Source organism: Rhizobium sp. NFACC06-2 (assembly GCF_900101425.1).
GTDB classification, from domain to species: domain Bacteria; phylum Pseudomonadota; class Alphaproteobacteria; order Rhizobiales; family Rhizobiaceae; genus Agrobacterium; species Agrobacterium leguminum.
This window is the reverse complement of sequence record NZ_FMVA01000005.1, coordinates 91,577-104,376: the sequence shown is the minus strand read 5'-3', so window position 1 is coordinate 104,376 and position 12,800 is coordinate 91,577. Positions and strand designations below refer to the sequence as shown.

The 12,800-nt window shown below is 60.2% G+C and carries 16 protein-coding genes; 11 read left to right on the top strand and 5 right to left on the bottom strand.

Going from position 1 to position 12,800, the window contains the following annotated elements; genetic code table 11:
- The first annotated feature begins 5 nt into the window (after positions 1 to 5).
- The 7 genes from F3H58_RS11100 to F3H58_RS11070 all read left to right on the top strand — a co-directional run bounded on the left by F3H58_RS11100 (position 6) and on the right by F3H58_RS11070 (position 5,268).
- Complete coding sequence (locus F3H58_RS11100; protein ID WP_149742224.1) at positions 6 to 1,583, top strand: Na+/H+ antiporter subunit D; 1,578 nt, start codon at positions 6 to 8, stop codon at positions 1,581 to 1,583.
- Positions 1,580 to 2,059 (top strand): Na+/H+ antiporter subunit E, encoded by a 480-nt coding sequence (locus tag F3H58_RS11095; RefSeq protein ID WP_003522293.1) that lies wholly within the window; start codon positions 1,580 to 1,582, stop codon positions 2,057 to 2,059. Before F3H58_RS11100 ends, F3H58_RS11095 begins: the two co-directional genes overlap by 4 nt.
- Entirely contained in the window at positions 2,056 to 2,442 is a 387-nt protein-coding gene (locus F3H58_RS11090; protein WP_149742223.1) for a cation:proton antiporter, read from the top strand. The genes F3H58_RS11095 and F3H58_RS11090 overlap by 4 nt, the downstream gene beginning before the upstream one ends.
- Positions 2,439 to 2,771: a monovalent cation/H(+) antiporter subunit G gene (gene mnhG, locus F3H58_RS11085; RefSeq protein ID WP_003522295.1), complete on the top strand. Its 333-nt coding sequence runs from the start codon at positions 2,439 to 2,441 to the stop codon at positions 2,769 to 2,771. The genes F3H58_RS11090 and mnhG overlap by 4 nt, the downstream gene beginning before the upstream one ends.
- 433 nt (positions 2,772 to 3,204) lie before the next feature.
- Entirely contained in the window at positions 3,205 to 3,633 is a 429-nt protein-coding gene (gene ros, locus F3H58_RS11080) for a MucR family transcriptional regulator Ros (protein WP_003509257.1), read from the top strand.
- 392 nt (positions 3,634 to 4,025) lie between these two features.
- Entirely contained in the window at positions 4,026 to 4,448 is a 423-nt protein-coding gene (locus tag F3H58_RS11075; RefSeq protein ID WP_078051571.1) for a helix-turn-helix domain-containing protein, read from the top strand.
- Entirely contained in the window at positions 4,441 to 5,268 is an 828-nt protein-coding gene (locus F3H58_RS11070; protein ID WP_149742222.1) for a DUF6456 domain-containing protein, read from the top strand. Before F3H58_RS11075 ends, F3H58_RS11070 begins: the two co-directional genes overlap by 8 nt.
- A 3-nt stretch (positions 5,269 to 5,271) precedes the next feature.
- On the opposite strand, the gene F3H58_RS11065 is transcribed toward F3H58_RS11070, so the two are convergent.
- Positions 5,272 to 5,688 (bottom strand): SufE family protein, encoded by a 417-nt coding sequence (locus F3H58_RS11065; protein ID WP_003522298.1) that lies wholly within the window; start codon positions 5,686 to 5,688, stop codon positions 5,272 to 5,274.
- Positions 5,689 to 5,870: 182 nt separating this feature from the next.
- Positions 5,871 to 6,296, bottom strand: a complete 426-nt coding sequence (locus F3H58_RS11060; protein WP_003522299.1) for a DUF5330 domain-containing protein — start codon at positions 6,294 to 6,296, stop codon at positions 5,871 to 5,873.
- Between the two features lie 488 nt (positions 6,297 to 6,784).
- Between F3H58_RS11060 and F3H58_RS11055 the strand changes: the two genes are divergently transcribed.
- The 3 genes from F3H58_RS11055 to F3H58_RS11045 all read left to right on the top strand — a co-directional run bounded on the left by F3H58_RS11055 (position 6,785) and on the right by F3H58_RS11045 (position 9,806).
- On the top strand, positions 6,785 to 8,317 hold the full coding sequence (locus tag F3H58_RS11055; RefSeq protein WP_149742221.1) for a sensor histidine kinase: 1,533 nt from the start codon (positions 6,785 to 6,787) through the stop codon (positions 8,315 to 8,317).
- Positions 8,289 to 9,188: a peptidoglycan-binding domain-containing protein gene (locus F3H58_RS11050; RefSeq protein ID WP_162935910.1), complete on the top strand. Its 900-nt coding sequence runs from the start codon at positions 8,289 to 8,291 to the stop codon at positions 9,186 to 9,188. The genes F3H58_RS11055 and F3H58_RS11050 overlap by 29 nt, the downstream gene beginning before the upstream one ends.
- Before the next feature lie 264 nt (positions 9,189 to 9,452).
- Positions 9,453 to 9,806 (top strand): DUF1491 family protein, encoded by a 354-nt coding sequence (locus tag F3H58_RS11045; protein ID WP_065654215.1) that lies wholly within the window; start codon positions 9,453 to 9,455, stop codon positions 9,804 to 9,806.
- 56 nt (positions 9,807 to 9,862) lie between these two features.
- On the opposite strand, the gene F3H58_RS11040 is transcribed toward F3H58_RS11045, so the two are convergent.
- Positions 9,863 to 10,798 (bottom strand): DUF2336 domain-containing protein, encoded by a 936-nt coding sequence (locus tag F3H58_RS11040; protein WP_286169449.1) that lies wholly within the window; start codon positions 10,796 to 10,798, stop codon positions 9,863 to 9,865.
- A 561-nt stretch (positions 10,799 to 11,359) separates the two neighbouring features.
- On the opposite strand from F3H58_RS11040, the gene F3H58_RS11035 reads away from it, so the two are divergent.
- On the top strand, positions 11,360 to 11,548 hold the full coding sequence (locus F3H58_RS11035) for a hypothetical protein (protein ID WP_188128874.1): 189 nt from the start codon (positions 11,360 to 11,362) through the stop codon (positions 11,546 to 11,548).
- A gap of 19 nt (positions 11,549 to 11,567) precedes the next feature.
- On the opposite strand, the gene F3H58_RS11030 is transcribed toward F3H58_RS11035, so the two are convergent.
- Together F3H58_RS11030 and F3H58_RS11025 are read right to left on the bottom strand one after the other, a co-directional pair.
- Entirely contained in the window at positions 11,568 to 12,116 is a 549-nt protein-coding gene (locus tag F3H58_RS11030; RefSeq protein WP_149742219.1) for a DUF1254 domain-containing protein, read from the bottom strand.
- Positions 12,109 to 12,696: a DUF1214 domain-containing protein gene (locus F3H58_RS11025; protein WP_003522305.1), complete on the bottom strand. Its 588-nt coding sequence runs from the start codon at positions 12,694 to 12,696 to the stop codon at positions 12,109 to 12,111. Before F3H58_RS11025 ends, F3H58_RS11030 begins: the two co-directional genes overlap by 8 nt.
- Positions 12,697 to 12,800: the final 104 nt, after the last annotated feature.

Sequence of the window (12,800 nt, the reverse complement as noted above, 5' to 3'; positions counted from 1 at the left end):
GACACATGGCATCCTCCACCACATCCGCAGTCACCGATCTTTCCGCAGCGCTCGTCACGACGCCCGTGCCACTCACCGACTGGCTGATCATTCTCCCCATCGCGCTCTGCATTGGCGCAGGCGCGGTGCTGATGATGATGCGCCACGCCATCCGCCACCACGCGACCGTCGCCATCGCGGCGCTGTTCCTGCTGGTGCTGCTCGATGCCGCGCTTTTGTGGAAGGTCGCCACTCATGGCCCCTTCACCATGGTCATGGGCCGCTGGCTGCCGCCCTTCGGCATTGCCTTTACCGCCGATCTGACGGGCGCGCTGCTGTCGCTTGCCGCCGCCATCGTCGCACTTGCGGGCGCCATCCATGCCGGCGCGGATATCGACGCCAGCGGCAGGCGATACGGTTTTTATCCCTTCCTGATGCTCTTGATGGCCGGTGTCACCGGCGCTTTCCTGACCGGCGACATCTTCAACCTCTATGTCTGGTTCGAGGTGCTGCTGATCTCGTCCTTCGGCCTGATCGTGCTTGGCTCGACGCGCGAGCAGATCGACGGCGCGCTGAAATACGCCATTCTGAACCTCATCGGCACGACGCTGTTCCTGATAACGGTCGGGTATCTCTACGCCATCTTCGGCACGCTCAACATGGCCGATATCGCGCAGAAGGCGACCGGGCTGCGCGGCTCGGCACCGCTGATGACGCTTGCGAGCCTGTTCGCGCTCGCCTTCGCCATGAAGGCGGCGGCCTTTCCGGTGAACTTCTGGCTGCCCGCTTCCTATCACACGCCGCGCATCGTCGTTTCCGCCCTGTTCGGCGGCTTGCTCACCAAGGTCGGCATCTATTCGCTGCTGCGCGTCATGGTCATGCTGTTTCCGGTCGAGCGGGAAGAACTCAGCATCGTTATCGCCATCTCGGCGGCCTCGACCATGGTGCTCGGGGCCATGGGCGCGCTCGCCCAGAACGATATCCGCCGCATGCTCGGCTACATCGTCATATCGGGTATCGGCTACATGATGGCCGGCATCGCCATCGGCACGCCTTCCGGTGTCACCGGCGCCATTTTTTACGCGCTGCATTCCATGGTCCTGATGACGGCGCTTTATCTCGCCGCCGGCCATGCGGCCCGCCTTGGCGGCGGTTTCAGCCTCACCTCACTCAGAGGCCTTTATCAGCAGGCTCCGTGGTTTTCGGCGCTGGCGCTGGCGCTGTTTTTCGCCGGCTCCGGTCTGCCGCCTTTTTCCGGCTTCTGGCCGAAGGCGGTTCTGGTCAAGTCGGCGATCGATATCGGCGCCTGGTGGCTCGCCGGCGCCATCCTCGCCTCCGGCTTCATCGCCACCATCGCTTTCGGGCGGATTTTCCTTTTGTGTTTCTGGCGTCCCGTTGCGGCATCCCCCGGTCAGCCCTCCATGCCGCAGGCGTCGTCCCCGGCAGCGCCGTCTTTCGCGCCGCTGGTGGGGCTGACGTTGCTGGTGGTATTCTTCGGCCTGTTTCCGGAAAGCCTGCTCAATCTCAGCCAGCAGGCGGCCGCAGGCCTCGGTAATCCGCAGGCCTATATCCAGTCGGTCTTTACCGAAGGGGGCAAACCATGAGCCTCTATCTCGTACAATTGCTTTTCGTTGCCGTATGGCTCGCCGTGACGGGCAGCGTCACGCTCGCGAACATCATTTTCGCCCTTGTCGTTTCGACGCTGGCGCTCGGCATCATCCGCCACCAGCTTCCGGGCGGGCGTAACCACTGGCTCAGGCTTGTGCGCGTGCTGTCGCTGGTGCTGCTGTTCTTCAAGGAGCTGGCGCTCTCGGCATGGAAGGTCGCCGTGCTGGTGACCCGGCCGAAGCTCGACGTGCAGCCCGGCATTTTCGCCTATCCGCTGACGGTGACGACGGATTTCGAGATCACGCTGCTCGCCAATCTCATCACGCTCACGCCGGGCACGCTTTCGGTCGATGTTTCGGCGGACAGGAAAACGCTTTACGTGCACGCGATCGATTGCAGCGATATCGAAGCCACGAAAAACGACATCCGCAACGGCTTTGAAAGAAAGATCATGGAGGCGTTTCAGATATGACGCCGGAACAAATAGTTTCATTTGCAACTATACTTGCATCGGTTGTTCTGTCGGCCGCCTTTTTGCTGACAGTATATCGTGTCGTCGTCGGCCCCACCTTGCCGGACCGTATCGTTGCGCTCGACATGCTGGTGGGCATTGCCATCGGCTTTATCGCAGTCATCGCCATCCGCACCGGCTTCAATCTTTACGTCGATATTGCGATTGCGCTCGGGCTGGTCGGTTTTCTGGCAACGGTTGCCTTCGCCCGCTTCGTGCTGTCGCGCGGCCCGGACGGCCGGCCCCGGCCGGCGGAGGTTCTCGATGGCGAAAGGGCATCTGAAGCCATTGAAAAAAATATGGAAAAAGGTGTCGCCAACAGAAAAGGAAAAGGCAGGCGATGATGGCTTGGATCGTGGCTATTCTCGTTGCGGCGCTGTTGGTCTCAGGCGCCATTTTCTCGCTGATCGCGGCAATCGGCCTCAATCGGCTGCCGGATGTCTATACCCGCATGCATGCGGCTTCCAAGGCAGGAACGGTAGGGTCCGGCCTGCTGCTTCTGGCTGTCGGCATCCATTCCATGGAAATATCGACGCTGGCGCGGGCGCTCGCCGGTTTCTTCTTCTTCGTCCTTACCGCGCCGGTCTCGGCACATCTTCTTGCCATGGCCGCTCACAAGGCAGGTTATCCGCTTGCCGTTAAATCGGTAGTTGATGACATCAAGAAAATTTGAAGTTGAAAATCCCCCCAATAATTGGGGGTATTCATTTTCAATTGCTACTTGGCATAGTATTTTATTACCCGTAATTTTTTGTATTCCGATTAGACTGTTTTGAACTGAAAAATTCACAATAGGAATTTGACTTTTGCTGTTTTGCTGTTATCCAAATTAAGTGTAAAGTTGCTAATCGCGATTTGCATCTAGCCTCTTCATAGTCGGCATAGGCATTTTATTAATGTCTAATCTATGGCCCATCGGACCATTGCTGCCCATGTCGCGGGCCATAAGTTGAATCTCGGACCAATTCGTTTCCGGTTTTCGCTCGAAATCTAGGGGTAGGTTTCATGTTGGTTTCAACAAGGCGAAGGTGGGGCACCGGGTAACTTCACATCGCTCGATGCGGCGTTCGCCCGCTTCAGGGGATTAATAAACAGGAGATACTTAAATGACGGAAACTGCATACGGTAACGCCCAGGATCTGCTGGTCGAACTGACTGCGGATATTGTGGCTGCCTATGTTAGCAACCACGTCGTTCCGGTAACTGAGCTTCCCGGCCTTATTTCGGATGTTCACACGGCACTCAGCGGAACATCGGCACCGGCATCGGTGGCGGTCAATGTCGAAAAGCAGAAGCCTGCCGTCTCCGTCCGCAAGTCGGTTCAGGATGACCACATCGTCTGTTTGGAATGTGGCGGCTCTTTCAAGTCGCTCAAGCGGCATCTCACGACGCATCACAGCATGACGCCGGAAGAATATCGCGAAAAATGGGACCTGCCGGTCGACTATCCGATGGTTGCGCCCGCCTATGCCGAAGCCCGCTCGCGGCTCGCCAAGGAAATGGGTCTCGGTCAGCGCCGCAAGGCCAGCCGTTGATTTTAAAGACGGTCCGGCTGCTGTCCTGACAGATAGCCGGAAGTCGCAAGGCAATACGGCCGGTCCTTTGACCGGCCGATTTCGTTTCTGGGGTTCGAAAATCTCACCTCCATCCTGCCGGCCCATATCCGGCATCCAGCTTTGGCGCGCCTGCGCCGTGAGAGGGGTCTTTCGCGATCGAGACCTGCATCGCACCAGACCAGGGAACCGTTCCCTGACCGACTTTTTAATGCCGCGCAAAATTGTCATTGAGGAAAAAAATCCTTTATCGCGCATATCAACTCTGCAAAAATAAAGCTGTATCAATCGCATAGTCTTCCTTGCCAAATTTGCGCTTCCCCATGCGTGCTCTCGGGTGTATGAATTAATTCCTATTCGTAGAGGAGTTGCATATGCCGTCGGATACTATGTTTCTGCCTGCCGCCGCGCGGCCTTGTGCGCGGGTCGGTGATCGTCCCTTTCGTCATTGGCCGTCTGCGGCCGGGCGGGATGAGATTTCCCGTCTTTGCCGTCTGGTACGGCAGCTCACCGGCGAGATGGTGCAATTGACGGGCGACCGAACGCTGGTGCGCCGCGACAGCCGGCGCACGGAATGCCACATCCGCCAGATCGCCATGTATGTGTGCCATGTGCAGCTCGGCATTCCCATGTCGGATATCGGGCCGTGTTTCGGCCGGGACAGGACGACGGTGGGCCATGCCTGCCAGGTGGTGGAGGACCGGCGTGACGAACCGGCATTCGATGAGTTCGTCGCCGCGCTGGAGCGGCTCACCGGCAGTATCTTCAACGCGATGAAAGGCGCCCGGGATGAGTGAGGAAAAAAGCACCCCGGTTGCCTCCCCGAACCCTCATCTCCTGCGGCTGCTGCGTTGCATCGCTGCGGGCGCGGCCGAGATGTCGCAGGAGGGCGGCGATATCGTCCTGCGCCGGGCGCGGGCAGGCCACACGGCGCTGCGGTTTCCGGCCGCGACGGTGCGGTTTGCCATTTCCTCCGGGCTGGTCGAGCAGCGGGACAACACCCTTTCCGCCGCACCGCCGCTCGCCTCCTGCCTGAAACGCGCAATGGCAAAAGACCGGGACGAGGTTTTTCAGGAACAGCACCGGCATATGCAGACGGTTATTGTGGACGTCGGCGATGCGAAGCAGCAGGCCCGGCGCAATCTCAACACCTCCCCCCTGACCAGTCTTGCAAGGCTGAAGGAACGGGACGGTGCGGCGTTTTTCCCGGCGGATGCTCTGGAGGCGGGCGAACGTCTCGCCGCCGATTTTCATCGCGGCCATCTCAACCCGAAGGTAACGGCGACATGGGAGCCGAGAATAGCGAACCGCACAAAAGGCGGGGCGGGAGGCGCGCTCGATCTCACCGAGGCGGCAATGGCCGCAAGAACGCGGTTTTCCCGCGCCGCCGATGCGATGGGGCCTGAACTGGCGGGCGTCGCCATCGATATCTGCTGCTTCGAAAAGGGGCTGGAGACGGTGGAGCGCGAAAGGCAATGGCCGGCGCGGTCGGCAAAACTGCTGCTGCGCGCCGCACTGCTGGCGCTTGCCCGCCATTATGCGCCGCCTGCGGCCCGCGCCGGCAGGAAGGAACACCATTGGGGCGATGCAGATTATCGCCCGCCGATGACGAGGTGAACGTCAGGCGGCCAGCAGCCGGGCTTCCTCGCGGATGCGCTTGATCATGGAGCGCAGGCCGTTGGCGCGCTGCGAAGACAGATGCTCCACCAGCCCGATCCTGTCGAACACCTCGATGGCGTCGAGACCGGCGATTTCGGAGGCTCTCTTGCCGGAATAGACGGCGAGCACGATGGCGACGAGGCCGCGCACGATATGCGCATCCGAATCGCCTTCGAAGGTCAGGAGAGGGTCTTCCGCACCGTTGCTGTGGCTGACGAGCCAGACCTGGCTTGCGCAGCCATGCACCTTGTTCTCGGCCGTGCGCTTGTCTTCCGGCAGATCGGGAAGCGCCTTGCCGAGTTCGATGACATAACGATAACGATCCTCCCAGTCGTCGAGGAAGGCAAAGTCGTCAAGGATCGTTTCGAGAGAGGCCATTTGCGCGCCGTATCATCCGTTATTGCAGGTCTCTGTTAGGATATAGGCGAAGTCCGGCCGGTTTTGAACCATGGGCCACGAAAAAGCCCACGGAAAACAGGTTTCCGTGGGCAAGTTTGGCAGGCAGTCGGCGGGCGGAAATCTCCGCTCGCAAAAAAGTGCGGCGCGGTGGCCGGCATAGATCAGGGGGCCGGGCGCTTCTGCGGCAGGGGAATGACGGTGCCGGTCTTCAGCATGTCGGCATCCTTCGGAAATTCGACGCTGACGACCGGGGCTTCGGCCAGTTTTTCGGTCTCGGCCGCGAGTTCAGCGGCGGGGGCGGGCTTGTCACCGGAAGCAAGCTGCTTGTCCAGCAGCTCATAGGCCACCTTTGCGCCTTCCTTTGCCCGCTCACCGAGCGCGTGGAAGGTTTCGGCGCCCTTGACGCAGACATCGGGCTTCTCGATGCAGATGGCGCTGACATAACGATAGGCTTCACCGGCGGCCGAAACGGCGCTGGGAATATCGAAGGCCGAAGGTTCCTTGGCCGGATCATTGCTGCTGCCGAAATAGGACAGCGCCACCAGCACCAGCGAAAACCAGAATGTTCCCTTGATCAGAAACCACATTGTCAGACTACCCTGCCAGACGATCTTTGTTTTCTAAAGCCCCGCCCGGTTTCGGGTCATCGGCCTTTGTCCCGTTTTTCGGGCTTGTGAAGAAGCTACACGCGACCGGCGAACAGCCGATTGCAAAAAGCGACGCAATTTAATTCAAATTGTATCTATTCTCCTCGCATCGGGACGCCTGGCATCAATTCATTCGCATTTTAACAGTCCATGTTAAGCATAATTGCGACAGAGGCCGCGCGTTCCGGGGCAAAGCGGCGCAAAGCTTTGCCACAAAAGTTAACGCGATGGCAAAAATGAAGCGAAATCCGTCGCTTACCCGTCATTAACCATGATTGGCAAAGCTTCCAAGAAATGCCCCGTAATGGGACTGCGGGGCATTTGAGGGGCCTTTGAGGCCATTCTTTTTATCCATTCCTTAAGCCGCCGCCTTCTATTGTCGGAGCCGTTAGAACCGCCTCAGGGATTCGGTGTTGGTATTGCGTAATATGAGAGAAAAAGCGGTCGCATTGGTCGACCATGCCGCAGGCAGATGGCTTGCGCGCATGGAAGAGGACGCCGAAAGGCGCGCCGGAACCGTTGCGCGCCTGCGCCGGCTGATCGCCTTCAGCACGGTCGGACTTCTGGTGGTACCAGCCCTCTTCAGCCTCGTCTTCAGCCCCGCCATTGCGCTGCCCATCGGCGCTGCCCTGGTGCTGGCGCTGTTTCTGGCCGCCGCAGCATTGCTGATTGCCTTTTCGCGTCCCGCGCGCGGTGCTTCCTCCTTTTCCGCCGCGTCTGGCGATAACGACCTGATCGCCGCTTCGCAGGTGCCGGGCCTTGTGCTCTTGATCGGTGAAACCGGCTTCGTCGAACACGTCTCCGGCCGCGATTTTGCGACCTTCCCCGCCGATTTGCAGGCCAGCAAGGGTCATTCCCTCGTTGAATATGTCTATGTCTCGGACCGTATCGAACTGATGCAGGCTTTCGACCTGCTGCGGCAGGGCGAGGACAGGGCAACCGCCGAACTACGCTTCGAGACCGGTGCGAAATCGCGTCAGGCGCAGTTCATGCATGCGCGTATCGAGATGACGGCGATCCGCAGCGCCAGCGGCCGGCTGCGCCGTATCGTCGCCCAGCTTTCCGATGTCACCGAGATGGAACGCCTGCGCCGCGATGTCGCCCGCAAGGCGGCCGAGGCGGAATCGGCCAATGATGCGAAATCGCGCTTTCTCGCCGCCGTCAGCCACGAGTTGCGCACGCCGCTCAATGCCGTCCTCGGTTTTTCCGATATTCTCGCCGGCGAATATTTCGGCCGGCTGGAGAACGACCGCCAGCGGGAATATGTCGGCCTGATCCGCCAGTCCGGCGCCCATCTTCTCTCTGTCGTCAACACCATGCTTGACATGAGCAAGCTGGAAGCCGGCCGTTACGAGCTGATGATGGAAAGCTTCCCGATTGCCGAGACCATCTCGTCCTGCGAGGCCATGCTCGGCCTGCAGGCGAAGGAAAAAGGCCTGACTTTGACCAGCCGCATCCAGCGCGGTATCGGCGAAATCTCGGCCGATCAGCGCGCCATCCGGCAGGTTCTGATCAATCTTGCCGGCAACGCCATAAAATTCACCGATGCCGGTGGTGTGGTGTCGATCGACGCCGCGCGTGAGGGTGCGATGCTGAAGCTGACGGTGAGCGATACCGGCATCGGCATCGCTTCCGACAAGATCGAGCTCCTGGGCCAGCCTTTCATGCAGGTTCAGAATGAATATACCCGTCGCTATGAGGGCACGGGTCTGGGATTGTCCCTGGTCAAAGGGCTTGTGGCACTGCATGGCGGCACTTTTGCCATCGCCAGCAAGCCCGGCGAGGGAACGGTCGTAACGATCACCCTGCCTGCCGACGGTTCGGGCATGGCGGGTGAGGGCCAAAGCGCCGAAGCCGAAAGCATGGTGGAATTTCCGCCGCGCATCCGGCAGCTCGGCGATATGGCCGCAATGATGAAAAAGGATGGTGACGATGGCCCCGCGAAAGCGAAAATCGCCTAAGAAAACAACGGCCCAGATTGGCGCCGGGATTGTTTCCTTGGTGGTTTCGGCCATCGGGCGCGAAATCCTGCGCCATCCGAAACTGGTCGGCAGCTGCGGCGCCTTCGCGGTCGTCTTCGGTTTTGTCGCCGCCAATGCGCTCTGGTATCAGCCGGGCGTGCACCCGTCGCCTTTCCTGCGCACGCGCGATGCGGAAAACCCGAACGGCATTGCCGGTTATCGCCCGGCCGAACCGCTCGGCACGCAGGGCAACGTCACCACTTTCCGCATAGAACGACCGGCGGAGACGCAAAACGCGCAGCAGCCGGCGGCCGAAACGCCGGCCCAACCTGTCGCTGAAAACCAGAAGCCGCAGCAGATCGTTGCCGATATTCAGGCCGAACTGAAGAAACGCGGGCTTTACGAAGGCGAGGCGGATGGCCGCATGGGCCCACGCACCGCCGCCGCCATCATGTTCTTTGAAGAAACGCTCGGCATGGAACAGACCGGCGAACCGACGACCCGCGTGCTTGCGGCGCTCAGGATCGATGGTGCGACGGTTGCCGCAATCCCCAGGGACCGGCCTGCCGATACCAGCGGCGGCGTCGAGATCGACCCCGTGGCTGCCGCCATCCGCAAGGCGGAGGCGCCGCGCCCGAAGGCCGAACCGGCCTCTCTCAACAGCGCGGCCAAACCGGCAAGCCGCGATCTGATCGCCAAGATCCAGCAGGGGCTGATCAATATCGCCTATGCGGACGTGAAGGTGGACGGCGTGGCCGGCCAGCAGACCCGCAACGCCATCCGCGCGTTTGAGAAACACTATCGCCTGCCGGAAACCGGTGAGCCGAGCGAGGCTGTGCTGAAGAAGCTGAAGTCGATCGGGGCGCTTTAGATTTTGACAGCGGCTGAGGTGCGTGGGGCTTTACCCCCCTCTGCCCTGCCGGGCATCTCCCCCTCAAGGGGGGAGATCGGCAAGAGGCTCTTTCGCGGCTCCATTCTCAAACGTTGAGATGGGCGAGACCTTGCCACAGATCGATCTCCCCCCTTGAGGGGGAGATGCCCGGCAGGGCAGAGGGGGGTAAAGCCCCAAACACCTTCGCCCGCCTAAAACCAACATTGCGAAGCCCACCCCACCGTTTCCATCGAAAGCACCCCCATGCGCCTCAAATCCGAAATGTTCGTCTCAGCCCTCATCCGCCGCGTCTTCGCCGCCGGCGGATTTGCCGCTGTCGAAAAGAAGGGGGCGGAGGAGGCGGGGGCGATTTTCATTCGTCAGCGCCTGCGCGATGGCCGAGAAAATCTTTATGGACCCGCGCCGCAGAGCTTTGCCGATGACGAGGAAGTCCGCGCCGAGCGCCGTTTCGAAACGCGCCTTGCCGGTGCGGATGGCGAGGAAAGCGCCGCTCTTCTTGAGAGGGAACGACGCTTCGACAGCGATCTGTGGGTGGTGGAGATTGAAACCGATGAGATCGGGACTCTGCTGACGCTGGTGGATCAGCCCAGGGCCTAGAATTGTCCGGCAATGGCCCGCTTCTTCAACCCGTGAAGGTGCGAGGCCAGCCGCGCTTACCCTTGCGTCCCGGTTCTCTGCACAGGCGGTGCGCTGCGGCCCGGCCGTTCGCGGCCATGCGTATAGCTGTCGGCCCGCCGCCAGCTTTCCAGCCGCTCTTCGCATTCCACGATGTCGAGACGGTCGAGCAGGGCTTCGGCACGGCTCATATCGCCTTCGGCGGCGGAAAGATGCGGATAGAAACATTGCAGCACGAAAGCCGCCTCGGAAAACTCCATGCCAAGGCCGGTCAGCGTTGTTGCCAGCTGTACGCCTGATATATCGAGCATGATGCGCTCCGACAGCCAGTAGCTGGAGGAGAGAGAATCCGCCAGCGCCACGGCGAATTGCCGGGCATTGCGCTCGCGGGCGAAACGCACCAGCAGCGCTTCCTGCACCTCGCTCAACCGGCGAAGGCCGAGAACGTCGCTTTCCGGGCGGTTGAGGTGATGCGCCATCTGCTTGATGCGCTGGCGCATTTCCTCTTCGAGTGCGGAAGCGGCGGCGATGTTGTCCGTCTTTTCTTCCGCTTTCGGCTCTTCAGGGCTTTCCGTCGTCTGCGGTTCGGCAGCCGTCGTCTGTTCATCCGGCCGCTTCAGATCTTCGGCGTGACGCAGCCCGACAAGCGCGTCAATGACGGTGGGGGAGAGGTCTTCACGGCGCACGATGGCGCGCGCATGCGCCGCCCCTTGCGTGCGGGCAATGGTGATCAGCGTATCGTCATCGAGGCATTTGGAGGAAATGAGGAAGGGCGCTGCAAGCGAAATCGGCTGGCAGGCGATGAAGAAAGCGACAGCCGAAGGCACGCTCGGATGCTGGGAGAGCGCGGCAATGGCCTCCCGCTTGGCTTCGTCGGTGGAGGCGTTGAAAAGCGGCATGAAAAGCTCGGCAAACTGCCGAAGGTCCGTTTTTGACGGATGGGAGACATTCTCGAAATTCGTCACGGTGGCCATCAGCACCACATCTTTCTTCCTCACGGCTCTTGGCCTCTCAAGTTCTCGAAACCGGTCGGTCAACGCACTACCCAACAAACGCAAACACAATATCGGCTCAAATTAGAGCAAATGCGTTGACGTCCTGTTAACTATGGGGGGTGGCAAGAGAGAATCCGCCTCTATCAACAAGGAAATTTTAAAACCTTGATGACGGATGAAATGTCGTGGAACTTTACCGCATCGCCTTTGTTTTCAAGGGGTGCGGCTCCGGCCGGAATAAGTTGGGGTCCGGCAATTAAGGTTAACGGATCATTAACCTCTGTCTGTTTGTAATTTCATGGGCAGTATTAGGATTCCATGTTATTCTTATCGACGGAATAGATGCAAAAATGGCATGCGAAGCCTGAATCTGCGCACGATCCCCTTATAAGAATCGCTTTGGATTTTTGGATCGTGCGAAAACCAGTCTGTGGACTGGCCTATGCGCAATGTGATGGTGATGAAATTCCCGACGCAAGACGAGGCTTGCGCGGTTCCCATGGGCAACATTGACAATCATGTCCCGAAGAGGAGATGAGCATGGCAGAGATTATTCCAATCGGCGACGCCCGACGAAGCCTGCGCCCCGCCGGCGCGGTGGCAGCGGTGATCGGCCCGGCGAAAGTCGTGCTGTTTACCGGCGTGCGCTATGAAAAACGCGATACCGAGCCGACCGGAAAAGTCGCGCGCAAGGGCAAATCCGCAGCGGAAACCGCCCTCAAATCCTGACTGCAGAGAACAACCGACGTTATTTCCACGCCGTCGGCTGGCATTTCGCCTCGTTCAGGAACCGTTCCGCCTCTTCGCCGAAACTCGGCTGCGGCACCATGGTCCGCAACACCACATATCCTTCCGTCTGATCCGATTCCGCCAGAATGGCCTGCGAAAGCGCGGGTGGCTGCGCCTTGCGGATGGCGGCGATCTGCACCGCATCCGCCACCAGAATATCCATCACCCCGCCGGCGGACGTGCGGTCATTCATGCTGAAAACCTCATTCGAGGCCTTGTCGTAAACCGCGACCGACCAGAAGGGCACGGCCCCGATGGCGCTGAGCCTGACCGGCTTGTCCTCGATATCGAAGGTGCAGACCGCGACCCGCATGAAGGGATCGCCGCTGCCAAGCGTCTTTTTCTCCATCGTCTCTTCGAGCAGATGAAACTGATGCGGCTTTCCCTCCGCCACCGCGCGCGTATAGGCGTCGCGATTGCTGAAATGCGGTATCGCCAGAAGAATGATGACATGCAGCACAGCTGCGCCGACGAGACCTGTGAGGATGGCGAGCAGGACCCTAAGCATTGCCACACCCCAGCTTGCGGATTTGCGGCATGGAAATATCGATCAGGCCGGAACTGCCCGCGACGGGCGTGTCAAGCAGGGTCATGACCAGCCTGAAAGTCTGGCCCTGCGGCACCGACAGCCAGTTATAGGTCTGGGCGTCAGCGGCGATGGTGATGTCGATGCCGCCATCGGCGCTGCGCAAAAGCGTGCGGGAATTCAGCGCGAAGGGCCGCCCCGCATCCTCCGCCAGCACATTGCCCTGCTGGTCGGCGGTGTAAATCGTCCAGAAACGTGCAGGCGGCACGGCGCCGGCCAGCCGGTATCGGCATTCGCCGCTCAGACGTTGCCCATCGCTGTCGACGGAGGCGGTAAAAGCCAGCCCTTCCGCGGTTCCGTAAAGCAGCTTGCCGGCGTCGGCGCGGTGCGATTTGGCGTAAGGATCGGCCTCGATCGTCTGCGCTTCGGGAAAGGCATCCCAGGAGCCGATGCGGATCGATCCAAAGCCCGATGTCGCCTCAAGGGCTGCAAGCGTCGCGGCAATACCGCCGCCAAAGGCGATCAGAAGGGCGATGCCGACAAGGAATGGAACTCGGAACACGCTGTTTTCCCGTTTATGAACAGGTCGAGGACTATCACTGATTCCCTGTTTGGAAAATGGCGCGGCTTGTTTAGTCTCCGTGAAAATGATCACAACCGGGGATA

What these genes read in the sequence shown, in the direction of transcription:
- F3H58_RS11075 (WP_078051571.1), top strand. Translation starts at nt 4,026, where the DNA reads ATGCCGTCGGATACTATGTTTCTGCCTGCCGCCGCGCGGCCTTGTGCG.
- ros (WP_003509257.1), top strand. Translation starts at nt 3,205, where the DNA reads ATGACGGAAACTGCATACGGTAACGCCCAGGATCTGCTGGTCGAACTG.
- F3H58_RS11040 (WP_286169449.1), bottom strand. Translation starts at nt 10,798, where the DNA reads ATGGCCACCGTGACGAATTTCGAGAATGTCTCCCATCCGTCAAAAACG.
- F3H58_RS11060 (WP_003522299.1), bottom strand. Translation starts at nt 6,296, where the DNA reads ATGTGGTTTCTGATCAAGGGAACATTCTGGTTTTCGCTGGTGCTGGTG.
- F3H58_RS11090 (WP_149742223.1), top strand. Translation starts at nt 2,056, where the DNA reads ATGACGCCGGAACAAATAGTTTCATTTGCAACTATACTTGCATCGGTT.
- F3H58_RS11070 (WP_149742222.1), top strand. Translation starts at nt 4,441, where the DNA reads ATGAGTGAGGAAAAAAGCACCCCGGTTGCCTCCCCGAACCCTCATCTC.
- F3H58_RS11095 (WP_003522293.1), top strand. Translation starts at nt 1,580, where the DNA reads ATGAGCCTCTATCTCGTACAATTGCTTTTCGTTGCCGTATGGCTCGCC.
- F3H58_RS11045 (WP_065654215.1), top strand. Translation starts at nt 9,453, where the DNA reads ATGCGCCTCAAATCCGAAATGTTCGTCTCAGCCCTCATCCGCCGCGTC.
- F3H58_RS11065 (WP_003522298.1), bottom strand. Translation starts at nt 5,688, where the DNA reads ATGGCCTCTCTCGAAACGATCCTTGACGACTTTGCCTTCCTCGACGAC.
- F3H58_RS11055 (WP_149742221.1), top strand. Translation starts at nt 6,785, where the DNA reads ATGAGAGAAAAAGCGGTCGCATTGGTCGACCATGCCGCAGGCAGATGG.
- F3H58_RS11030 (WP_149742219.1), bottom strand. Translation starts at nt 12,116, where the DNA reads ATGCTTAGGGTCCTGCTCGCCATCCTCACAGGTCTCGTCGGCGCAGCT.
- F3H58_RS11100 (WP_149742224.1), top strand. Translation starts at nt 6, where the DNA reads ATGGCATCCTCCACCACATCCGCAGTCACCGATCTTTCCGCAGCGCTC.
- F3H58_RS11035 (WP_188128874.1), top strand. Translation starts at nt 11,360, where the DNA reads ATGGCAGAGATTATTCCAATCGGCGACGCCCGACGAAGCCTGCGCCCC.
- mnhG (WP_003522295.1), top strand. Translation starts at nt 2,439, where the DNA reads ATGATGGCTTGGATCGTGGCTATTCTCGTTGCGGCGCTGTTGGTCTCA.
- F3H58_RS11050 (WP_162935910.1), top strand. Translation starts at nt 8,289, where the DNA reads ATGGCCCCGCGAAAGCGAAAATCGCCTAAGAAAACAACGGCCCAGATT.